This window comes from Tunturibacter gelidoferens (assembly GCF_040358255.1).
In the GTDB taxonomy this organism is placed as follows: Bacteria; Acidobacteriota; Terriglobia; order Terriglobales; family Acidobacteriaceae; genus Edaphobacter; species Edaphobacter gelidiferens.
The window spans coordinates 3,008,321-3,031,747 of record NZ_CP132938.1; the positions used below are offsets into that span (position 1 = coordinate 3,008,321).

A 23,427-nucleotide genomic window follows, 5' to 3' on the forward strand; every position below is an offset into this window, starting at 1 on the left:
GTAAGCGGCGTTCGTACTGGAGCAGACGGTCATTGGCAGAAAAGTAGTCGATGAGAGCGTCTGCGACAGCTCGATTGTCGAAGCTGGCATAGTTTCCGACAATCTCGGTCGCAGCGGGTAGGCCATCAGAGGAGATGAGCGTTTCCTTCAGTACATTTGTTGCATCTTTTTGGAAGAATAGTCGGAACGACTGGATTCCAACTAGCGACCTCAAGGCGGAATCGTTCCGCTCTTGTCAGAGCGAAGACGGAAGAGACGCCACCGGTCATATTGTTCGCGATCCGCCGGCATTTCTCTTTCGCTCCCCAGCAGCCAAAAGCTGTACCAGTCTAGGTTTCGTTGGAGGCTCTCCAGCCTCGCCTGAGGGTGGTCCGGTTGGTGCTGTTCGTAGGGATAGTAGTACAGCTCAACTGCGCGGCCGAGCCGGTTCAGACCGGTGAATAGCTCATAATTCTGCATTAAATTCAGTGGCGGGGTCTGTTCATTATCGTCAGTGATGCCATAGCCCATCTCTTCCATGAGAAGCGGCGTGTGGATCTTGTCTATATTGAAGGAAATGGAATACCGCAACCAGTTTGGCAGGGTCGCGCCATACGGAGGCCCCCCGTAGATCGTCTCCCATCCGCGAATGGTGCTATCCGAGTGCAGCAGCCAATACTCGCCCAAACTGTATTGAACATTTTCCGCGACCGTTGCCGCACGGTATCGGGTTTTAGAATGCGAAAGAATAAACTCCGTGTACCATCCGGAGCGGCTGAACCCGATGATGCCAACTTTTTCAGGGTTGACCATCCCGTCTGAGACTAGTTTGGCAACGGCGCTGTCCCAAACATCCATGTGAAACGCCGCTTCTCCTATTCCATCGGGATACCCTTCAGGGGCATTTGCAATCTGGTCTTCGATCGACTCCGATCCATTGCGAATCAAATACATGATTCCCGCGTTTGCGATGGGTTGGGGTGCGAAGGACGGGTAATGGTCTTGGCCGCTATCGCATACGAATTGACCAGTGGTTGGCTTGGTCTGAATCACCAACGGGTATCTCGTGCCGCGGACATAGTGTGGAGGAACGAAGAGAAGTCCCTGGTCTGCATAGCCTGTCGACGTTTGCCAATCCAGTTCTACTGCTGGAGCGATCGTCAGGTGCTGAAACTGAGGGTTCAGTATGAATCGACGGATAGCACTTTCATGATCGAACGAATACGAAAACACTTCCGGGGGGCTTGTCGCGTACCAGACCGCGGAGCGGGATATGCGCAGATGACGCATTCTGCCACACACCGTTCTGATAAAGGAAGCGTGAAATCTCGTCATTCTGAGTTTGGACAAAAACCTCGCCAGGGGGACTCCAGAATAGCGGTTGTTGGACAGGGTTGGCCAAATGGACCGCCACCTCCTCCGCTTTTCCACTCGTCACGTCGATTCGAAATAGATGGATGGATCCTCTGTGCTCGCGCTGATCCTGGATCTCCGACTGACTACCCACTGGGGATTGAGCCGACATTAGAAACGATCGGCTGTCCGACGACCAGAGGGGGACTCCGTGATTCCACGGGGTCTCAAATGGAAGAGCCGTTTTGCCCGTTTTCAGGTTATAGAGGACGGTTACGTGCATACCCGGAAAACCGGAGACGACTGTTGCTTGTACGAATTTGCTGACCTTCCAACGCTCTGGTATTCGGCCCGTGTCGACATAGGAGATCAGCAACATCCTTCCGTTTGGCGACAGGCTGAGCCGAAGATACTCCTGGCAATACATGGAGGTGAGCGTTGCGTCTGTGAATGGAGATTGAATGACAATCCTTTTTGGCAGGGTCCATCTCCCGTCCTGGAGGCGACTCGAGACGAACAAGCTCAGTTTTTGAAATCTTGCTGAGCCGGGACGCTGGAATGGTACTCGATATCCCCGCGAAAGTTCCTCTCTGGTCTGGCTTTTCACCTTGATTGGAGGCAGTTCGGATGGAACAGCGAAGACCAAGATACCGCCGTTGCCATCTATGCTGAACTCTTTGACGCCTTCCTGCGGCTTCGCCAATACTTTACGCTGAGAGGTACGGGTATCAAGTTCAACAATTTCAGAATGGATTCCCTCATTCAGAAGGGCAACGATGTGTCGGCCGTCATCGAGCCAACGCAGTTGCGATATCTTGGATTCGGTCACCAAAAGTCGACCTGGATCGTCAGATTCCGTTGAGAGTTGTTTTATGTAGAGCCGGATATCGTTCTGATTCGTGGAGAGGTTCGGCGACTTTACGAGATAAGCGACTTGAGCTCCGGATGGACTTATTTGAACGGCATGATGGTACGAATCGTCCACGACGTATTGCACCGTGACACAATCGGCCGGTCCTATAGGGCGCGGTGACAGGCTAAAGTCACGTAAAGGAAGGAAGTCTCCTCCCTCGCTCCAGCCGAGATCGCAAATAAGAGCCAATCATCTAACCCGGACAACTTAGGACCGCATCCGTAGCGTGTACGATTTCGTGTGGCGACTTCTTTGAAATTTGGGTCACTCCCGGTTGCTCTTCAGATGAGGGCGAAATTGAGGAATCTGCGCGCTGTGACGAAAGGCTAGAGCAAATGAGATGGATCGACGCGAAGCAACTTTCTACTTGGGCCTCAGAACGTATAGATGCGAGAAGCGCACTCCCTCGCCTTGTGGGGCAGCTCATCCGGGCATCCGTCACTGACGTTACCGCATTCCGTTTTCCATCTGGCGACAGCGCTCAAATCCAAGGGTGGGACGGACAACTCGTCGCGCGACCAGAGGGCGCTTTCAGAACGTACATACCCGAAGGATCATCGGTATGGGAATGGGGAGTTGCCGAGTCGCCGGGAACCAAAGCACAAAGTGACTGGAAAAAACGTAAGAAGGATCCGGGAGACGGAATCAATCAGGCAGAAACCACGTTTGTATTCGTTACACCCCAAACTTGGCCAAAGTCCTCGACCTGGGTTGCCAAGAAGAAAAAAGAAGGATCGCCATGGAAGGATATTCGGATCATTGATGGAGTCGCGCTGGAAGAATGGTGCGAACTTTGTCCAGCCGCCTCCGCTACCTTCGCCCGCGAGAATGGCTTCGCCCCAAAGGAAGATGTACAAGACATTGACGAGTTTTGGGAGAGCTATGCTTCGCACTTCAATCCAAACTTAACCGAAGCGGTTCTTCTTGCTGGCAGAGGCGAGCAGAGTCAAGCACTTCTCCAAACTTTGTCTACGGCCACTGGCATTCATCGGTATAGAGGAGATTCCCTTGATGAGGTGCTAGCGTTTGTCGCGGCCGTAATTCGATCCGCCAGCGATAGCGAGCGCGAATATCTTCGTGCGAGGACGCTCGTTGTTCAATCTGAGAATGCCGCAAGACTGCTGAAGGCAAGACCCAATCTGATCTTTGCGATGCGCGGGGAAGGGGTCAGATACGGCGGGTTACTGGACGATCGCTGCGTCATTGTTCCGATTGGCAGAGACAGCACGAAGCAATCCAGCGCAATCGCTCTGATTCGTCCGTTGGTCCACGAGATGAGCGAGGCACTCTGCACTATGGGAATCGCGGAGGATAAAGCTCTTAAGCTCGCCTATGGATGCGGACGCAGCGTCAGTATTCTTGCTCGCACGATCGCTAGCGCAGATTCCGAGCGTCCCACTTGGCGGAATTCTCGTCATCTGATTCCGGCGTTCTTAGCTGGTGCATGGGATCAATCGTCGGAAGCGGACAAAGCTGCTGTCCTCGCGCTTTCGGGTTTTCCCACCTATGACGACTTAGAAAGTTCTTTACGGGCGTTTCTAGCGTTGCCGGACGCCCCTTTAGAGACAGTAGGGGCGGTCTGGGCAGTGCGCGCACCGGTCGATATGTTCGTTCATGTCGCGCACTTGATCACGAACACAGATTGGGTGCGCCTCAAAGAAACTGCGAAGAAGGTGCTGTCGGAAATCGATCCGTCACTCGAACTGCCACCCGGAGAGCGTGCGTATGCGCGACTCCGAAATAAAGTCCTCACGCATTCATTGTGGCTCCGAGACGGAATTACTACAACGTTGCTAATACTCGCGGCGTTAGGAGTTGAGAACGACACCCTGATTAACGGAGGGTCGCCTCAAGATTTCGTGAATCAACTGGTTGCGGACATCCCGGGCCTGCGCGATGACTATCGCGTCATAGCTAGTCTTTCTGCGCAACTCCCGATGCTAATGGAGGCATCTCCCGTCCCTTTGTTCTTAGCCCTTGAGCATTTGCTTGAGGGCGACGGGATGAAACTCAAGCCGATCTTCCGGGATACCAAGGATCAGAACTGGCTATTCGGAAGCAGCCCTCACACGGGATTGCTCTGGGCTTTAGAGGTTGCTGGCCAAGACCCGCAACTCTTGCCAAGGGCCGCCGACATACTAGCGCGCCTCGCGGAGATTGATCCGGGGGGCACTTACTCGAACCGGCCCCTAAATAGCCTGCGCGCCTTGTTTCTCACCTGGAAGCCGCTTACCAATGCATCGCATGAATTCCGGCTCGCGGTGATCGATACCCTCGTGGCTGCCCATCCAGAAATTGGCTGGAAGCTGCTTCTTGCACTCATGCCGAAAATACTTGACACCGGCGTTCAGTCAGTTAGCCCTCACTTCCGAGATGCGGGCGCTTCAGAGCGTGAAACTCTCACATGGGCAATTCTCTATAAGACAATAACTGCCATCGTGAGCCTAGCGGTGCGACTAGCGGGCACCGACCCAATGCGTTGGGAATCCGTTCTCGACTCGCTGGGCTCCCTATTGCCCTCAGATCGTCAACTCGTTATTGCAGCTTTCTCCAAATCTGTCTCGCTCATGCATGAACAAGACAAACAACGACTGTGGCAACATCTCGCTGACTTTGTCAGGCGACACAAGACGTACGCGGGAGCGGACTGGTCGTTACCCTCGGAGGAGTTGGCGCCTCTTGAAAGGATATTGAAAGAGATTGCCCCGAAGGATTCAGAAATGCAAGACCAGTATTTATTCAAAGAGGTCTTTCCTGATATTCCTGGCGTCGAACCCGAGAACCTCTTAACTCGCACTGAAGAACTGAGAAAAGAGGTCGTTGCACGCATCCTACAAGATGGTGGCGTCGGTCGAGTCATTCAGTTCTCTAGCGATGTAGAAGCGCCTCGCTACGTTGGGGCTGCTTTTGGCTTGGTCGGTCAGGACATGGCGACTGTTATGAATGGCGTCCTGGCGAAGAATGACTCAGGCAAACCGGACTTGGGCTTTTCAGGGGCCGCATCGAGCACAGCCTATCAGAGATTCGGTGAGAATTGGGCTGACCTCATCCGGGCGGAATTCGGACAAGGAAAACTCACCGAAAGTCAGTTACAAGAACTGATTGAGTGGTGGCCTCACAATCGCTTTACATGGGAGTGGATTGCAGGATTCGGCGACGATGCGCGGAAACATTTTTGGGAAAGGAGGCGGGCCTGGGGCATTCACGCGACCGGAAAAGACTTCGACGATGCGATTGATAACTATCTCGAGGCCGAACGCCCGGAGTTTGTTATCGACGCGCTGTACCAGCGAGCAAATGAGATTTCCACTTCGAATTTAATCAGGCTGCTCGAAGAATTCGAGAAAAGGTTCGCGCAAAATCCGAAGTTACTGAACGACAACGTTCTTGATTTTAAGATGAAGTTCATTTTCAAGGCGCTCCAAAGCCGCGATGACACGTCGCTCGAGGTAGTCGCTGGCTGGGAGTACCGGTACCTACCCTTACTTCGAGAATCGTGGTCTACTTCCGATCCAAACTCCGCGTTAGACCGATACTTAGTCAGAAGCCCAGAGTTTTTTGTTCAGGTAATCTCGCATGTTTTCCGGGGAAAGGCTGATCGCGGCGAGCCCACGGAGGACATTTCGTCACAGATGCGTGCTCGCGCTCGAACTAGTTTGACGCTGCTCGAAAGCTTCACGACCATTCCCGGGGGAGACGGTGCGTCAATTGATCCGCTCGCGCTTGATGCTTGGGTGGAAGAAGCTCGCCGGCTCGCCAAAGCAGCAGACAGGCTCGCAATCGCGGAACAATACATCGGGAAAATGCTCTGCCATGCACTCCCTGATCCAGAAGACAAAGTGTGGCCACATCAGGCAATTCGGGACGGCTTGGAGACATGGAAATCCCATGAAATCGAACGAGGCATCGTTATCGGGAAATTGAATTCGCGAGGCGTGACTAGACGCGCTCCACTCGACGGTGGCAAACAGGAACGTGCTCTTGCAGGTAGCTTGCGCGAGGACGCTTTGAAGGTCAATGCGTGGCCCCGAACCAAACTAATGCTAATCGGACTCGCAGAACATTGGGAACATTCAGCAGAACGCGAAGACCAGCGTGTGGAGGAGATGCGTCTTCGAGAATAGTACTCACACAGATTGAGGAAATTCTTATAACTGGTTGGGGATAAGGGCGTTAGTCACGCATGAAACCTTACCAGCTGACTAGCCTAGATGGAATCCCCAACGGCGCACTGTGCCATCTCGAAGTGTCAACTTCCAGTGGCCGGCCTCCGAGGCCCCACCAGCCGCGAACCCGAAATTCCGGCTTCGATTGCGTCGGCGTGCGCCCGCACGTCAGCCCCTCGTCATCACCCGCACTCGATCACGTCCAGAGGGGAAGACATAACGCTTACGAAGCATGGACGCCCCCGTCATGCTGGTCCGGTTGGGGGGAGGGGTGTGGATATTATCCAACGGCGACTATATGCCCACGGTCAGCGTTTGATTCCATCGGTTGATTTTGAGTCGATTGAGATAGGGCCGGTGGTTGCGTCCTTCATGGTGTTGTTTGAGAGGAAGATGTTGTGTGCGTGGTCTATGACGATTGAGCCACCGAGGTTGGCAATTCCGAGGTTCACAAACGGTAAGCGTGAAAGATTGGTGTTGGTGAACTGGTTGTTGACTACGACGACATCGTTGGCGCGGGTGATGAACAGGCCGGGCCCGCGGAGATTGGTGAAAGTGTTGCTATCGAGGACGAGATTGGCGTGTACCGGAACCTGCGAAGTCACGTTGTTTGCGTCGCCCTGCACGGAGATCATCATGGCACCGTAGGCGGCATCGGGATCTGGCAGTGGTTGAATCTGCGGGATACTGCCGACATTGGAGAAGTGGTTGCCGCGAACGATGACGTTCTGCACGCCGGGACCCTCACTGTCGGGTGCTACGCCGAGGATGAGGCCGTGGAGGGTCTGGCCAATGAAGGTATTGTTTTCCAGCAGGCCGAAGGACGACTGAAGCAGGATGCCGCGTGCGCGGTTGTAGAGGTATTTGTTATTGCGGATGACGAAGCGCGCACCGACGTGCGAGAGATCCGAGACCCTGGTTGTGCCTGGTGGTGCCTTGTCTTTCAGGTTGATCTGAAGGCCGGAAGGCGCATGGGAGACGGACTGAAACGGCGTTGTGCCGTGGAAGCCAAGGACGTTGTCGAACCAGCCGATGGGGTCTTCCTTGGCCCAGCCGTAGGGAGCCCAGGAGCCTTCACCGCCGACGGTCCAGTGAAGGAAGTTCTGGCCTGCTTTGGCGGTGCCGCCGATGGCGCCGTGGATGTTGAGGCCGTCGTCGCCCTGGTAGGCGAATGTGCTGTCTTCGATGATGATGTCGCCGACGGTGTCGGCGGCGTGCACGGCATCGGCGGCGCTGGAGATGAGCCGTGCGGCGCTGAGGCGGGTGACGCTGCAATGAGACAGGCGGTAACCATTGCCACCGGAGATCGAGAAGCCCATGAGAGGGCTGGCGTAGACGTTGACCTGCTCGAAGTCGATGTCATGGCCGCCGACGGAGATGGCGCTCATCCAGGGGGCCGCACCGAAGTGGCGGACGAGAAAGACGTCGCCCACCTGGATGAAGTGGTTGTAGTAGGGGATTTCGAAGGTCTGGTTGCCGACGAAGCGGGTACCAGTGTTGTTGGTGTACTGCTCCTTGTAGAAGGAGGTCAGGGAGAAGTGTGGGTTGGCGGGGTCCGACTTCGCGTCCCAGGGCGTGAGGGCGATGATCTGGGTGGAGGACTCGACGTGGTACTGGGGCGCGATGCGGACGCGCAGGGTGTTGGCCTTGTTGTTGATGGAGACGATGGTGCCGATGGAGGCCATCAGGGTCTTGGGCCAGTCGAGGTTGAAGCGCTTGAAGACGAGCCGCTGGGAGTTCGCGATGCTTACTCCGCCAGACAAAGGCGAGGCAAAGTTAAGCGTGGAGTCCTGGCCGTCGATGATGAGGTCGTTGGCGCCCTTGATGAGGACGTGCGATGCGCCTGCGTGTGTGGGCGCCACAAAGTTGTAGGTGGCTTTGGGGAAGACGACCTGAGCGTAGCCGCCGGAGATGGCCTGGGTGATTGCGGTGGCGAAGTAGTCGTTGGGCGTTTGGGCCGGGGCGATGGGGGCGAGCTTCAGGATTTTGGCTGGGTTGGCCGGGGCGGGGGCTTTGACCAGAACGCGCACTTTGGTTCCGTCGGGGACCTGAAGGTCTTCGACAAAGTCGTGCGGCGCGGCGGTTTCGGTGTTTTTGCGGGAGATGGCGTCGGAAAATAGCGGGCCGAAGGCGTGGATCTTTTTGACTAGGCCCGGGTCGTAGTCGGCGAGTGTGTTCCTGGGGGTGCTGGCGGGAGCGACGGTCTGGCTGACAGCGAGTGCGGTGGTAAGGAGTGCAACAGCGAAGGCTGCGACCATCTTCGTGCTGAACGGGAGCATTCGTGCCTCCGGAGGTGGGGGAAGAAACGAGACCACGGTATCACGGTGGCCTGCCCGATCTCTGTGAACCAATTTGTTTGTCAGTGTAGGCATTTCTGAAGGGCATAGCTTTTCCATACTAGATTAGAGGGTCAGTTCTCGGCCGCGAAGTCTGATACAAAACTTCTATTGGAGGATTGGCGCTATGAAGCTCTTTCGCGCGCTGACCTATGGGATCGTCTCCCTGACGAGCCTGTCCGTTGCCGCCCAGACTCCCCCTGCAAAGCACATCACCGATAGCGTCGTTCCCGGCGCGGAATGGGTGACAGCCGCACCCGAGTCCGTCGGATATTCAAGCGCCAGGCTGGAGGCCTTGCGTGGCTGGGTGAAGACGCAGGACACGGGTTCCATGATGGTCATCGTCCAGGGTCGGGTAATCTTTTCCTACGGCGACGTCAGCCACACCAGCAAGATTGCCTCCGTCCGCAAAAGCGTGCTCAACATGCTCTATGGCGCTGACGTCTTCAAAGACCAGATCAAAGACGATGCCCTCAACAAAACTGTTAGGCAACTCGGCCTCGACGATAAGGTGCCGTTTCTGCCAATGGAGGAGAACGCGACGCTCATAGAACTGATGGGGTCTCGCTCCGGCATTTACATCCCAACGGGCAATGACGGCCAGGCGAAGACCATGCCGCCTCGAGGTTCGGAGCTTCCCGGCGCCCACTTCATCTGCAACAACTGGGACTTTGATGCGGCGGAACGGCCTTCGAGAAGCTTGCTGGCAGGGACATCTTCAAGGCTCTGCAAGATGACCTAGCAAAACCCCTCGGTATGCAGGATTTTGTCCTCGGCCAACAGAAGAAGAATTATGCGCCGGAAAGCGTCCCTCCCGAATTTGCCATGTATCTTTCGACGCGCGACATGGCCAGACTCGGCCTGCTAATGCTGGACTGCGGTCAATGGAATGGCGAGACCGTGATCTCCTGCGACTGGGCGCGTTACAGCACTTACGTCGCTACGCAATTCCGAGACATCAATCCGACAGGCTTCCGGAACTATGGCGAACCGGAGCGTTGGGGCTACGGTCTACTCTGGTGGGTCTGGGACGAACAGATGTTCCTCGGTAATGCATACATCGGATTTATGCAAGGTGCGTATACAGCCGCTGGCACGGGTGGCACGTACATCACTGTGCTCCCCGCGAACGGAATGGTCGTCGTTCACCAGGTCGATATCGATAAGAACTACCGTGCTTACGTCTCTCCCTCGAGCTACATGGCGATGCTTTCCATGCTTGCGAACTCCTGGTGCGGCGACGAGTGCAAGTAGGGTCACTACACACCGAACGTCCAAAGTTCGTCCGCTGCATAGATCGATCCTTTTCCCTCAGCGGCAACCCACTTGTACACCATGAAACCACCGATTCTGATGCCTAGGCTGTTCCGCTCTTTGGGTAATGAACCAAAGGGTTATCCCGCCGCGGAGCCGGCCATCCGGAGAGATCGTGATATTTTGTCTGCACGAGGGATGACAATGCGTTTCAGAAGGCGGGTCTCTTGTTTCATAGCTTTTGCATTGACGCTGTGCCTCGCTATGGCACCCGCCGGGGTAGCCGCGCAGAACCGGCTAGATTCATCTTCGGAAGTGTGGCTGTCCGGCGTCCCGCCATTCGTGCGTCAGCAGACGTTCCAGGAATCGGATTCCGACTATATGGACCTTTTCAAACCGGATGCGCCTTGGTCGAAATCGGCGCAGACGGTCAGTGTGTTCATGATCAACGGCGCTCTTGTCATGCATCAGTCGGACGAGGAGTTGAAAGCCGTTTTTTCGGATTTGAAAAGACGGAACATCGCACTGGCCATCGAAATGGGACTGTTGTCAGGAAAGGATAGTGCCGGCCAGCAGGTATGCGGAGTGGGTGTCGAGGGGTTCGCCGCACCGGACAACGCCAAGGTGGTCGCCAATCGCATTCAAAGAGCTGGCGGCGTGCTGGCCTATGTCGCGATGGATGAACCGCTCTGGTGCGCGCATCATTTTTCCGGAAAGAACGCCTGCGGGTGGACGATGGAGGACGTCGCTCGGGATATCGCCCCGCGCGTTGCTGCACTCCGTGAGAAGTTTTCTGCTGTGCAGATCGGCGACATCGAGCCCGTCGGTACTGCCCAACCTCCTGATTGGGTGGAGGAGATCTCGCAATGGACTCAGGTCTATCGGAAAGTGGTGGGTGAGCCGCTGAGCTTCTTCCATGCTGACGTGGCATGGAATGGGCCTAGGCAACAACAGTTACCAGCAGTCAAGAGTCGCATTATCGCGGCCGGTCTGAAGTTCGGAATTATCTATGACGGCGGCGGGGCAAAGGAGGAAAGCGATGCTGTATGGACTCGAGAAGCAGAACAGCGCTTTCGCATGGTTGAATCCAATCCTTCCATGATTCCCGACCACGCGATCATACAAAGCTGGGCTCGATGGCCAAAGAAGATGTTACCGGAGGACCAACCAGGTACGCTCACCAATTTGGTTCTCAAATACAGCAACGCGCGCTGAGCGCTGACCAACGCTTGCCGGCTGCTTAACGGCCACCAACAGACAGACCCCAAGCGCCGTGTTAAGGCTCAGGAACAAAGCCTAGACAAGGGAGAGAGAATCTCAGCGGGACGTTCCTTCCCGCACGCCCTCCCCAATGGATCTTGCGTGCGTACGCACGCGTATACGGAAGCCATGTACAACCCGCTCCCGCACAGCCCTACCCCACAAAGGCCGGACCAGATCAAAGAGGGTTAGCCAAGTGCGTCCACGAAACGGCTGAGCCTATTTGACTGCGCACCATGAAACTTCGGCAGTGTTACGCATTGGGTTCACCGAGTAGAAGCCAAAATCATCAGGGTTGGATGTTGCGACATTTGGAGCCTCGATAAACGTTATTCGTCCAATCCGAGATAGCGGGCGTCGGTGTCGATGGCCATAAAAGACGAAGGCTTTCGCCTCTGGTCGGTCATCAAGTTGTTTAGAAATGACATCCGATAGCTTCCTCGATTCGTTGGGGTCATTTCGCAAAAAGATCGCGAGAAACCAGTCGCTTTCATATAATCTATCGGCCCACGCTATAGAATGTCTCAAGTCCGAAAGGTGAAATGGAAACGCTAGATCACTATGCTGACGAATCAATGGGTGGTGCATCGTGAAAACCCAATTGTTCACCGATGGGGGCAATCCGTTCAATAGCTTCCTGGCCCTAACAATCTGCTCCTCGCTAATCTCGCCGATTGCATTATCGCCGACCGTGTCGCTGTGATAAAGGGTGCTAGCAAAAGAAAGGAAGGCGATACCTCGGTCATAATCCACATACACTAAAGGGAACATATCCCGGAATGAGTAGAGGTAATCGAAGCGCGCGAACTGCCAATTCTGGCGGCAGGAAGCAAAGCACTGTTGTGTTTCGTGCATTCCCGGTCCCCATAGATCCTTGCATTGCTTGAAGCACTTTTGTTCCTCCTCCGGGGTAATGGTGGATTTCTTTGGAATCTCCGCGACAAGCTTCGAGAGTGAAATGTTGTTATACGTCTGCAATGACGGGAACAGAAGGGATTGATAAACAATAAAGCGTGACAAACGTGGCATCTTTTCGATGTCCGTTGTGATCTCGTCGTCCTTTTCTCGCAACTGCTGCTGGGTTGGATCGAGACCGAAAAACTCGTTTAGGTCATGATTACCGGGCGTTGCGATCACGCGGGTTCGTGGTAGCCCCTTTGTGAGAATCGAACTGGTGATCTTCCAAGCACTAGGACTTCCCGAGTCTGTGAGATCACCGGACACGATCAGATAAGCCGCATTGGATCCGTCAATTCGACTTAATAGTGGCGGAAGACGTTCGTTTCCGCGAAGCTTTCCGTCGCGTGTTCTCTGATTTTCGGTTATGTGAAGGTCGCTAATATGAGCAATTACGGCGTTGTTACTATTGCACGGCGATGGGGTAACAAGCGTCGGGACGAGAAAGGAATCATCCGCCACGCGCATTGTTATATCTGCCCAGAGGATCGGGAAAATTGTGAACACAGCACTCGTCAAAAGCATTGCTGCTAATGCGCCAAGACCGAATACATGTTGCCGTGTCAAGAAACTAGCTCTACGTTTCTGATTGAACCGGATGACAAAAATCAGAAGTGCCAGATAAATACAGTAATAGAGGAAGGATCGACTGGGTGGTATTCCCAATCGGATCCAGATAAAAATCCACAGTACACGCGATGCGGCGATCAGGGCAGATACCGCTCTCGCCATGAAACTTTCGCGAGCGAATGTTCGACCCGGAAGATGAATAGACGGATTTTCATCAAACGAGAGAATCAACGCAACGCCGAGCTACAGCACTGTACCAAGGGCATAGAGAAACACTCTAGAAAACGCCCATCGCTGATAGTAGTCTGTCTGCCTGTCGAGCCAGAAGATTGTTCTCAAGAAAACGATCGGGAAGACGAACCAAAGGAGGGTTAGGAGGACTTGGAGGATCTTCTCAATGGTTTTCACGACGCGATCCCGGAAATCCCGGATATGATCACCAGTCCCGCCTGGGTTAGCGAAATCTTTTCGAGGCATTCGCGTATCCGTCAACTCTGTCGCCAGATCGAAGTTTCGGTTCTATCACGTCTTTTCACAGACCAACAGCGCATCTCAAACGTCCGCTTTCGAAGCCGCGGTACCAGACTCATACAACGGAAAGTGCCGCGGTGTCGCTCAAGGATGAGTGACAAGGATCACGCTTGGCTTGTAGAGAGCAATTTAGCATGAGCACTCTTCCGTGGCATACGGAAACGCTACGTTTTGTCCACTGCCTGGAGGCGGATGTACAACACAGGTCCCCTACTGACATCTCTTCCTTCTGATAACTCGACAAAAACTGCAAACGTTGATCCACGATCCGACTCTCTTTCCAGGGCATACAACATCGTCGTGCGTTGCCCAAAGCTGAAGAACCGACGCCGTCGCGCTTCGCTGTAAACCATGTCTCCGGTCTGTTTTGTATCGGAAGTGCTAAGTACGCTAATGGGCTCTGCCCCCCGCGCCCGTCAAGGGGTCTCCCCAATCTTCCGCGCTTCGCTTGTGCAGACCTCCGCTGCGCTGCGCCCTTTCCACTCCCGCTATCGCTCCGTTCCAAGGGTGGGAGATACCCCTCCCCTTGACGCTTGCTACCCCCGCCTTCGCCAGGTGGCGTTCGGCATGTACATGCCGCGTTTCAACGCGGACGTGCCAACGCAAAAGCGGGAGGCCAGATGCGAACCACAACACCAGCCACACCGAACCCCTTCCCATGGCGGCGTTTCGCCAACGTGCGGATGGGCGACTACCTCCTCGGCGAGGACACCGTAGACCTCGCGCAATTGGGCTTTTGCGGCGATACGGTCAAAGTCTCGTGTCCCACCTGCGGAGAGGTTCTTGGGAATGTTCCCGTGGAATTTCTCTGCGATGGTCTGGAAGACCTCACCACAACCCATATCACCCCCGCACTCGATTGGCATGACGCGAAACACCATCCGCGTCTTGCATAAGCCACCGCTCCATAACCCTAAGGAGGAAGCACCCATGAATACCCCAGCCGCCAACAGCAACCGTCGCTCCACCACCGAAAACCCGAAAGAACAGCAGCAGCCGCAACAGCCACAGACGGCGAAGGAGATCATCGCCGCCAACGTGAAAGCCCTCATCGAGCAGTTGGAGGCCGGACACTCCGACGCACTCACCGCCTACCTCAACGCCATGAGCCGTTTCCATCACTACAGCTTCAGCAATGTACTGGAGATTGCTCGGCAGATGCCCACGGCCACCCGTGTGGCCGGGTTCTGGGCTTGGAAGCAGCTAGGTCGGTCGGTTAAGTCTGGCGAGAAAGGGATTCGCATTCTCGCTCCCATTGTCGGCATCAAGCGCAAGCTCGCTGCCGAAGCAGAGAAGGACATCACCAAACAGAACACCCGCGTCCTGGTTGGCTTCCGCAGCGCCTACGTCTTCGACGTTTCGCAGACCGATGGCGTAGACCTGCCCGAACTCGACGGCATCTCCGGCGATGTTGGCGCGAACCGCGACCGTCTTCTTGCTCTGCTTGAGAAGCAGGGAATTGCACTCACCTATACGGAGAAGATTGCACCCGCACTCGGCATGAGCTACGGAGGACGTATCGCCATCCTGCCCGGACAGTCCAAGGCCGAGGAGTTCTCGACGCTGGTACATGAGTTGGCGCATGAGATGTTACACAAGGCCGAACGCCGGACGGCGACCACCAAGGTAGTCCGTGAGACGGAGGCAGAGGCGATTGCATTTGTGATTGGGAGGGCTGTCGGCCTCGAAACCGGAACCGCCTCGGCGGACTATATCCAGTTGTACCACGGCAATGCGTCGTTGCTGGCCGAGAGCTTGGAGGTCATCCAGCAGACCTCCGCCATCATCCTCGCCGCATTGGAATCGTTCGCAACCGCAGAGACGATGCCCGATGCAGAACTGGCGAAGGTGGCGTAATGCAAACCATCCTCGACATTCTCAGGAAGGCCGGTGGTTGGCACCTCGGCCTTTATCTCAAGATCGATAACCCGCCCTATATGGAATTGGTCATCGAGGCGATGGACGAGTCCGGCCCGATGGGACCTCCCACGCTCTCCGTGGCCCATTACGGCGAACAGAATGGCGACCTCATGCGTGACCCGGAGATGTGCTTCGAGCTTGGTCTCACCGGGGGCGCACATCTGGACGCGTTCTATTGGCGGAACGACTACGTGGCCGTCGAGCAGTGGAGCCGCAATATCGTTCGCGACCGCTACGTCCACCTCATCGAGTTGCTTGAGCAGCACCAGCGATTCGCTGCGACGTGGGACATCAACCTTCGCTTGCAAGGCTTCGACCCGCACAAGCACATACGCAGTTAGCCCAAGTTCCCCGCCCACCGGAGCGGAGACAGGGAAGCGTGTTCGCTCTACAACCTCACCGCACGACCACGCCCAAAGGAGGGCATCATGCAGGACAGCAGCGCATTCCAATTCATCGCCATCGACCAGATTCACGAGTCCACCACCAACCCGCGCCTCACCTTCGAGCAATCGAAGCTGGAGGAGCTTGCCGAGAGCATCCGGCAACACGGTCTCATCCAACCCGTCACCGTCCGGCCCAGCGACAACGGCTTTGAGATCGTTGCGGGCGCACGACGATTCCGTGCCTCACAGTTAGCGGAGTTGTTTACCATCCCTGCCCGCATCGTTGAGTTGGAAGATGCAGCCACCATGGAATGGCAGCTCGTCGAAAATTCTCAACGCGTCGACGTGCATCCCTATGAGGAGGCGCAGGGCTTCCAACGTTTGCTCGACATGCCCGGTTACGACGTGGCCGCGCTTGTTCTGAAATCGGGCAAGAGTGCATCGCACATCTACGCTCGTCTGTCCCTGTTGCAACTCATACCTGCCGTTGCCCAGGCATTTGTCGAAGAGCGCATTACCGCCAGCCACGCCAACCTCATTGCCCGTCTGCCGCAGGAGCATCAGACCGCAGCCTTCGAGCAGTGCTGGCGCAAGGACTGGAACGACAAAGAGCCGCATCTGCTACCCGCCAGCCACTTCGCCGGGAACGATGAAAACGGCCAGCAGACCGACGAGGAAATCGTACTCGCCGCACTCGACAACACCGCAGAGGACAAGCTAACCGGCTTCGCCCTGCGTCTCGCGCTGACCGATCACGTCGGCATTCCGCGTGAAAACGAACCAGACCCATTGTCCGAGGCCGAGGCTGCATTCGCTCCACCGCAGCCGAAGTCTTCCAAGCCGAAGAACAGCAGCAAATCCAAGGAGACGCCCACACTCACCAAGGCTGCTCCGAAAAAGAGCGCAACCAAGAAGCAGAAAGCTGCCTAACTGCATCGGGGCAGCAACGCCCTTCTTCTTCAGCCCCGGATTCGTCCGGGGCTTTCTTTTGCAACGGCACCGGCGCTTCCGCGCCGCGCCGGGAGAAACCGCTTTGGTTTCTCCCGGACTCTCATCTCGCCCCCCCGCCTCCGCTCGCCGGCTGCGCGGCAGAGATGCCGCAGCAAGGTCAAACCTAGGTGTCGTCTGTCGGTTTGTATTAAACGACTGTCTTCGCTTTGGCGGTGAAGATGCCTGCGAAGTTAGCTCGATAGGCATAGATCAGGATGATCTCAAGCAAAGCGACAACGAAGTATGGCCATGAGAATGGAATCGACAGCAAAGAGATTGAACGACGAAAGGCCCCGCCCCCGCGATGGAGGATGGGGCTTTTCTGTTGTTCGAGCTAGAAGAGGATCTTCAAGGCGAATTCAACATTGAGAGGTTCGCCCGGCCCGATGGTGGGGTTACCGAGATAGGGTCCAAGCGTGGAGCCGATTGCCCCGACCTGACCAGTCGATGGAAAACCTACCGGTGCCAGATTCGTGGTGTTGAACAGATTGTAGATATTTGCCTTGAACTGAGCTCTTACTCTTTCGGTGATCGCTGTCGTCTTGATGACAGAGAGGTCGAACGCCTTATAGCCGGGATTGTAGTTCTGTCCGCGGCGTGTTGGGGAGTAGGTTCCGGGCGCGGGGTCAACAAAGGCAGCGGGATTGAACCATTGAACCGAGCCGTTGACGATGGCGTGGGCGACACCGGCTGTGGGATTAGCAATCACCTGTACCGCCCGGTCCGCAAACTCCCCGTTTCCGCTGACATTCGAACTCGCAGTGACGGTGTAAGGTGTGCCGCCGTGGAAGGAGAATCCGGAGTTCAGCTCCCAGCCGTGAGTGAGCCGCTCTGGCCCGCGGAAGGTTGGGATTGCGTAGTTGAAGTACCCTGTGAAGGTGTTGCGAACGTCGAAGTCGGAGTTTCCGTACTCTCCTTTTTCATTGGTGGGGTCTTGCGGGACATAAGGCAGAGCTCCGGTCTCATAGTCGAGCGAATGCGACCAGGTGTAGGCCAACTGCGCGGTTAGACCGTGCCATCCCTGGAGGCGCAGGCTTGATTGAAGCGAGTGATATATGGAGCCGAGATTGCTTCGGGCTGCGTCGATCACGCCGAATGCTGGAAACTGGGTGTTGTAGGGGCGGGTGAGCTGCTGGGGATTGACGCTGCAAGAACCTCCGGGAAGGACATCTGGGGGTGGGCAAGGGTTGTAGGCGCTTCCCAGAGCGGCGGCGTTGATGTCGAACAAGCCCATGAGATGAGTTCCTTTTGAGCCAACGTACCCTATCTGGGCAATGACTGAGTTTGTGAGGCTGCGCTGAATATTCAGGTCAAATATCTGCACATTGGCAGGCTTGAAGTTCTTGTCAAAGGTGGAGATGGTGATGCTACCCGGCGCAGCATCGGCAAGGATGCTTGAGGGATTGAAGGCAGGAAAGATGTCAACTCCTGACTGAACCACCTGGTTGAGACCCTGTGCGTTCACGACCTGATCAATACCTGCTGGATTCTGGCCTGGCCCGAAGACGGCGATGTTCTGCGCGCCGTTATTCTGCAAGATCGATTTCATATAGACGGAGTCGTAGTAAAAGCCGTAGCCACCGTGAACGACCGTAGTGCCGGTGCTATCCAGTTGATAGGCAAACCCGAATCGCGGGCTTACACCGCTCCAGAATTTGGGATAGACGTTTGCCACGCCCTGCCCTGCGACTGAAAGACCGGTTGGGCTCGATGGGTTGAAGATCGAGAGGTTGGGGTAGTCAGAGTGCACAGGGCCTTCATAGTCGTAGCGCAAGCCGTAGTTGAAGTTGAAACGTTTGGTGATTTGCCAGGCATCCTGAGCGTAGAGGGCAAATGTGTTCACGAAAACCTGTCGCTTCGGATTTCCCTGAACGATGCTCGAAGACGTTGGATTCAAGCATCCCGCCAGGAAGTCTGCAAGGAAAAGGACATTGGATGTCGTGTTCAGATTAGCTCCGGGAGCTACTCCAAGGTTAGTTGTAGCTAATGCAGAGCACGGTGTCTGCGCCACTCCGTCGACAAAGTTTGTCGCGTAGTTCCATGGGCCCTGAGAGCCGTCGAAGTAGATGGTTCCGCGCTGTCCGGTCTGATAGAAGTCGTCAACCTGAGCCTGGCGGATCTCACCGCCGAAATGGAGCTGATGCGCCCCTTTGGTCCAGGTTAAATCGTCGTCAAGGTGGCCGGTGATGTCATTCCTTCCCGAAGGCGCAGTGACACCGGTCGGATCGAATCCAGTGTTGCCAGCGGAAAGGCCATTACTGCTGCTGGTGGGACCGATGACCAAATGGGGGGAGCCCGGCAGAGCTGGATCGGTGACACCTGTGTTGAATCCGAGGCCGATGGGATTGAATCCTGTATCGGCATCGCCAAACACCTGGTTGAAATAGCTGACTCCCACAGCGACCTGATTGGCCATCGAAGAGGTAATAATGCGGTTGTAGATCAAAGAGTAGTTTTGAACGTGGATGGGTGCGTTCTCGAAGTACGGTGTCAGATCGGAGGAGGTTGGCGCGGTCTGCGTGCCTTGACCCACGTACCACCTGGCGGAGAGATGGTCTTTGTCGGAGAGCTTGTAATCCAACTTGATAACGCCGTTGAAACTATGCCCGGTAAGATTTCCTGAGGCCTGGTAGTTTTCCGGATTGGCAGGTCCGGTGAGTGCAGCGGCTGGCCAGAGGCCCCGGAGAGTGCCGTTTCCATTCAGCAAATTTACCGACACGGTGTTATGGGGTACGCCGTAATAATCGAGGAGCGCATAGGCAGCGCTCTGATAGGCAGCCGATGGTTCGGTCGCGTGATTTTCAGCGCCGATCAAAAAGTTCTGATGTTCACCGGACAGAAAGAAGAAGAACTTGTCCCTGAGAATCGGGCCGCCAACGGAGAATCCGTAGTTTTGATTCCGCGATGCAGCCTTGCTGGTTAAGAAGGGATTCTGCCGCTCAAAGAACTCGTTATGGTTGAAGTAGTAGGCTGTGCCATGAAGCTGGTTGGTGCCGGATTTGATGGTGAGGTTTGCTGTTCCGCCCGGATTGCGCCCAAGCTCGGTCGCGCCCGTGGTGACAAAGGAGAAGTTTTCAATGGCATCGATGGGAAAGATCACGCCCGCTATTGCAGAGACTCCGCCCTGATTGACTGCGGGAATGTTCCACCAAAGATCGTTGTTGTCCGTGCCTTCGATCTGCCAGTTTACCGCGTTGGACCGGGTTCCGTTCACACTGGCATAGAGTGCGCCGCCTCCGGTGGACAATCCAGCAAATCCTGTAGTTTGAGCGAGCATTTGCGTAAAGTCGCGGCCGCTATTGGGCAGATTCTGCACAACCGTTTCCGGAAGAACTGTAGCCTGCACATCCGTCTCAGTATCGAGCGCCAATGCGGCAGCTGTCACCTCCACCGTCTGGCCAGTTGAAGAGAGGGTCAGCTTCGCGGATAGCGTGTAACTCGGGCCGGCAACGACCTGCACCTTGTCGTACTTCGCGGTCGCGAAGCCGGGAGAACTGATGGTGACGGTGTAGCTGCCCAAAGGCAGATTCGAAAAGTTGAATTCGCCCGAGCTTGAGGACACGGTGTTGTAGGTAAGGCTCGTAGCTGTGTCTACGGCAGACACAGCTGCGCCGACGACGGCCGCATCGGTAGAGTCAGTGACGGTGCCTCCAATGCCACCGCGGTAGATCTGGGCGTTGAGGGCAGGTAGGGATGTGATGGTGAGGATGACGGCGAGGCTGTAGAGAACAGCCTGCAGGAGACGTGTTCGTAGTCGTTTCATATGACCTCCAAAGGAAAGCAAAGGATTCGCTGGTCGCCTTGAAGGGTTTTTTATACTGAACGAAAAAGAAGCCAGCTTCGTGGCGGTAGGCTGCGGTGCTTCAACGTATTCCGTATTCCAAAAACCGAACGGCTAATAGAAGTGTGGCGCATCTAGAGAAAGATAAGGCGATAAACCTAATCGTCCTCTGCAAACATTGCAACATTATTTTGGAAGTATCACGGAAACCTCAAAAAACGATTGCTGCGTACGTGAAGGGTTCCGGCCTAACAACTCATGCGTTTTCACGAGGATAGAAACCGGTAGATCCTGAACATGCTGTTTGCGAACCCGCGTGCGACTGACCCTGTAAGCCATTGAAAACACAAAGTAGCAGGTACGTATCCCGAGCCCAGTTCGTGGTTCCTGTTTCTAAGTGACTGTGCGGTTGCGGCGCTTGATGTCCATAAGGGGAGCGCTCGGCCTTTTTCACGGCTGCGTAATCGCGTCAAGGCGACTAATACCTGATTTGTCAAAGAGTGATAAATCGCCGAGTCACTCGTTGAGTGAAGTAGATCAGTGACTTGACCTGTTATCGACACTGGGGGTGGAACGATTGCGTTTGTTAGTAAACCAAGCCGAAGTGCAGTTTACCTGAGCCACGGCGGCCCGCGCCTGCTCAAGGCGCGGTCACATAGAACACTAGATTCAAAAGACAAGAAAAGAGTATGTGGACAACTCATTGGGAGGCATCTAAGCGCATTAGTGTCTTCTAAGAAGAAACCGCCGGTGATGACCGAGTGCGAGGTGAAGGTGCGTGGACGCTGGCTCCCATGCACCCTCTACGAGGCGCTTGCAGAACGCGACGAGATCATGCGCTGCAAATATTGCCACGGCCCCGTGCAGGCGCTCAAAGAATCCAACACCGGAGCCAGAGCCCACATCGAACATCTTCAAAAACACACTGGCTGCCGGTTCCCGGTTAGCACGTTCAGTGGAGTCGAATCGGAACATCCGCTCTCATTGAAGTAGGCGAACCACCGCAGAGATAAATGCTACAGATGAATATCGCTGCCGGCCTGGCGGAACCAATGGGTTCAGCGGATCGCGTGACGCCGCAGTGAGAGTCAATTCATACCCCCAAGGGGGCCAAGGATATCCACGCCGGTCGCTGCGACGATCTCGTCCCTTCGATCAAGACCTGCGAGGACCTTTGTGGCGGATCATCTAGCCGGTAACAAGCCGATGGGAACCACCGATCTGTTTGTTCGCTGAGTCCAAACTGGTCCAAAAAAGTCCGACGAAGTGCGCGGGAAATCAGACGATAAAATATTATTTTTTTGTGTGGGAATTTTGTGGGGATCATCGTCGAACATCGACATATCTTCTTGATTTTTCAGAATTAGTGAATCCCTGGGGGGCAATACCATCTACACTACCTTTGGCGATTCTAACGATCAGGGGAAGGGAATTCGATCAAGCTGTCCTACGGTTGAAGGTGACCATGGATCTGCATATTGACAAAGAAAAAAAGCAGTAACGAGTCAATGGCCAGCCTTCGCACCGTGCTCCGGCGTGACCCATGTTGCCACGACTAGAGAGTCGAGCCGATCCTGCCTCGCCTTCGCCCATTTCGCGTAGTACCTCTCCGTCGTTTTTATCGACTCGTGCCCTAACAACTTCGATACTTCCTCCAAAGGCACTCCCTGCTCCAACAACCCCACCGCAAATGTATCTCGTAGTTGGTGTGGATGCCCGTCTTCCATTCCTGCAGTTCTAAATATCTGCCGAAGGTCGTGTTGCCAATTCGTAACGGCGGTCTGCGGCTTGCCGGTTCCAGTATTCCAGAAGGCGTACTTAGGATTCTCATTCAATTTCATCGCAACCATAACTTCCGCCGCCACGTCCTGAGGGATCGGTACTGATACGTGTGTGCCCGTCTTCTGCCGATTGGTGACGACACGATGAAGCTTCGCTTCGTTATCCCACTTCATTTCTTCTCTCTCCAGGGTGACCGCATCGCGGATCGCAAGGCCACTGAAACGCATGAGTCTCACGAGCGCATGGGCTCGGGTTGCCTTATCGTCGGTGAACTCGTCACGGATCACTTGGAGCAGCTTTGTGTATTGTTTGTTTGTGAGGGGGAGCGTGGGAGGTTCATCTACCTTGATCGGGGATAGCTTCGGCACCCTGTCAACTAACTGCGATTCGTAGCAGTAGCGCAGAAACGCCCTCAAACGCTCTTGAACTTTGGAGCGGGTAGTAGAAGAAGGGTAGAGGTGCAGCCAACCGGCCCGGAACTCTGTGAGATCGTCCAATGCAATCTCGCGAGGAAATAACTTAGATCGCTTCTCCATGAATTGACGGAACCGCATAAGTTCACGGTCGTACTTTTTTAGCACGTCACTGTCGATACCCTGCGAACCCTTGTCACTGAGAAAAAGTTCAATCGCTCGCTCGATTGTTTTGCCGGATAGCTCTTCCAATCGGACGACCTCTGCGGGGCGCGTCGGATCAGCCGCCGCGAACTGCGCTTCTATCTCCCGCCGCCTCTCCTCCGCAATGGACCATGTACGCGTCTTCGCGGCCTGACGATGTTGCTTGCCGCCGGTTGACCAACGTAGATGCTTCGAGCATCGACAACCCTTATAGAACTCATCACCCGCACGCGGGCAGTCGCCCCTGTGTCGAACAAAGATAGTGATGGTAGGGATGTTGGAGACTTGGACTGTATGGACATTTATGCGCTCGATCCGGAGGTTTTCGGGATAACCACGCCAAAACCTTAGCACAAATTTAGCACAATTCTCTACCAGCAATTCAAATCTATTTGATTCTAAAGGGATAAGATTATGGAGGCGCGGGTCGGGATCGAACCGACGCATAAAGGTTTTGCAGACCTCTCCCTTACCACTTGGGTACCGCGCCTCGGGTGGGCTATGTAATTCTGCCCTGCTGGATTGTAGGAGAAGTGTACCGCAGGCAGGATGTGATTTGGAGCGGGAGACCGGGGTCGAACCGGCGACATCTTCCTTGGCAAGGAAGCACTCTACCACTGAGCTACTCCCGC

General features: G+C 55.2%; 15 protein-coding genes and 2 tRNA genes. 9 read left to right on the forward strand and 8 right to left on the reverse strand.

Annotation, left to right across the window (positions count from 1 at the left end):
* Positions 1-210: 210 nt before the first annotated feature.
* Complete coding sequence (locus RBB81_RS13400; RefSeq protein WP_353070986.1) at positions 211-933, reverse strand: prolyl oligopeptidase family serine peptidase; 723 nt, start codon at positions 931-933, stop codon at positions 211-213.
* A 253-nt stretch (positions 934-1,186) separates the two neighbouring features.
* A complete protein-coding gene (locus RBB81_RS13405; RefSeq protein WP_353070987.1) occupies positions 1,187-2,161 on the reverse strand; it encodes a hypothetical protein in 975 nt (324 codons plus the stop codon).
* Between the two features lie 419 nt (positions 2,162-2,580).
* Here RBB81_RS13405 and RBB81_RS13410 point away from each other — a divergent pair, with 419 nt between their 5' ends.
* On the forward strand, positions 2,581-6,369 hold the full coding sequence (locus RBB81_RS13410) for a hypothetical protein (protein ID WP_353070988.1): 3,789 nt from the start codon (positions 2,581-2,583) through the stop codon (positions 6,367-6,369).
* A 350-nt stretch (positions 6,370-6,719) separates the two neighbouring features.
* On the opposite strand, the gene RBB81_RS13415 is transcribed toward RBB81_RS13410, so the two are convergent.
* Positions 6,720-8,690 carry a right-handed parallel beta-helix repeat-containing protein gene (locus RBB81_RS13415; RefSeq protein WP_353070989.1) on the reverse strand — a complete coding sequence of 657 codons (1,971 nt, stop codon included), beginning with the start codon at positions 8,688-8,690 and terminating at the stop codon, positions 6,720-6,722.
* 184 nt (positions 8,691-8,874) lie between these two features.
* Here RBB81_RS13415 and RBB81_RS13420 point away from each other — a divergent pair, with 184 nt between their 5' ends.
* The 3 genes from RBB81_RS13420 (at position 8,875) to RBB81_RS13430 (ending at position 11,216) form a co-directional block, all read left to right on the forward strand.
* A complete protein-coding gene (locus RBB81_RS13420; protein ID WP_353070990.1) occupies positions 8,875-9,489 on the forward strand; it encodes a hypothetical protein in 615 nt (204 codons plus the stop codon).
* A complete protein-coding gene (locus RBB81_RS13425) occupies positions 9,474-10,001 on the forward strand; it encodes a hypothetical protein (protein ID WP_353073933.1) in 528 nt (175 codons plus the stop codon). Before RBB81_RS13420 ends, RBB81_RS13425 begins: the two co-directional genes overlap by 16 nt.
* Positions 10,002-10,205: 204 nt before the next feature.
* Positions 10,206-11,216, forward strand: a complete 1,011-nt coding sequence (locus RBB81_RS13430) for a hypothetical protein (RefSeq protein WP_353070991.1) — start codon at positions 10,206-10,208, stop codon at positions 11,214-11,216.
* Positions 11,217-11,480: 264 nt separating this feature from the next.
* Here the strand turns inward: RBB81_RS13430 and RBB81_RS13435 are convergent, their stop codons facing one another.
* Complete coding sequence (locus RBB81_RS13435; protein ID WP_353070992.1) at positions 11,481-13,019, reverse strand: metallophosphoesterase family protein; 1,539 nt, start codon at positions 13,017-13,019, stop codon at positions 11,481-11,483.
* Positions 13,020-13,939: 920 nt separating this feature from the next.
* Between RBB81_RS13435 and RBB81_RS13440 the strand changes: the two genes are divergently transcribed.
* The 4 genes from RBB81_RS13440 to RBB81_RS13455 all read left to right on the forward strand — a co-directional run bounded on the left by RBB81_RS13440 (position 13,940) and on the right by RBB81_RS13455 (position 16,555).
* Complete coding sequence (locus RBB81_RS13440; RefSeq protein ID WP_353070993.1) at positions 13,940-14,215, forward strand: hypothetical protein; 276 nt, start codon at positions 13,940-13,942, stop codon at positions 14,213-14,215.
* 34 nt (positions 14,216-14,249) lie between these two features.
* Positions 14,250-15,176, forward strand: coding sequence for an ArdC family protein (locus tag RBB81_RS13445; RefSeq protein ID WP_353070994.1), 927 nt, complete (start codon positions 14,250-14,252; stop codon positions 15,174-15,176).
* Positions 15,176-15,580, forward strand: a complete 405-nt coding sequence (locus tag RBB81_RS13450) for a DUF6908 domain-containing protein (RefSeq protein ID WP_353070995.1) — start codon at positions 15,176-15,178, stop codon at positions 15,578-15,580. The genes RBB81_RS13445 and RBB81_RS13450 overlap by 1 nt, the downstream gene beginning before the upstream one ends.
* A gap of 87 nt (positions 15,581-15,667) precedes the next feature.
* Complete coding sequence (locus RBB81_RS13455; protein ID WP_353070996.1) at positions 15,668-16,555, forward strand: ParB/RepB/Spo0J family partition protein; 888 nt, start codon at positions 15,668-15,670, stop codon at positions 16,553-16,555.
* Between the two features lie 394 nt (positions 16,556-16,949).
* Here the strand turns inward: RBB81_RS13455 and RBB81_RS13460 are convergent, their stop codons facing one another.
* The gene (locus tag RBB81_RS13460) at positions 16,950-20,378 is read right to left on the reverse strand and encodes a TonB-dependent receptor (RefSeq protein ID WP_353070997.1); all 3,429 of its coding nucleotides are present in this window, start codon (positions 20,376-20,378) and stop codon (positions 16,950-16,952) included.
* Between the two features lie 768 nt (positions 20,379-21,146).
* Here RBB81_RS13460 and RBB81_RS13465 point away from each other — a divergent pair.
* On the forward strand, positions 21,147-21,389 hold the full coding sequence (locus RBB81_RS13465; RefSeq protein ID WP_353070998.1) for a hypothetical protein: 243 nt from the start codon (positions 21,147-21,149) through the stop codon (positions 21,387-21,389).
* A 512-nt stretch (positions 21,390-21,901) separates the two neighbouring features.
* On the opposite strand, the gene RBB81_RS13470 is transcribed toward RBB81_RS13465, so the two are convergent.
* From RBB81_RS13470 to RBB81_RS13480, 3 genes are all read right to left on the reverse strand, one after another.
* Entirely contained in the window at positions 21,902-22,843 is a 942-nt protein-coding gene (locus RBB81_RS13470; protein WP_353070999.1) for a tyrosine-type recombinase/integrase, read from the reverse strand.
* Between the two features lie 367 nt (positions 22,844-23,210).
* Positions 23,211-23,285: transfer RNA gene (locus tag RBB81_RS13475), tRNA-Cys, on the reverse strand.
* Between the two features lie 67 nt (positions 23,286-23,352).
* Positions 23,353-23,427: transfer RNA gene (locus tag RBB81_RS13480), tRNA-Gly, on the reverse strand.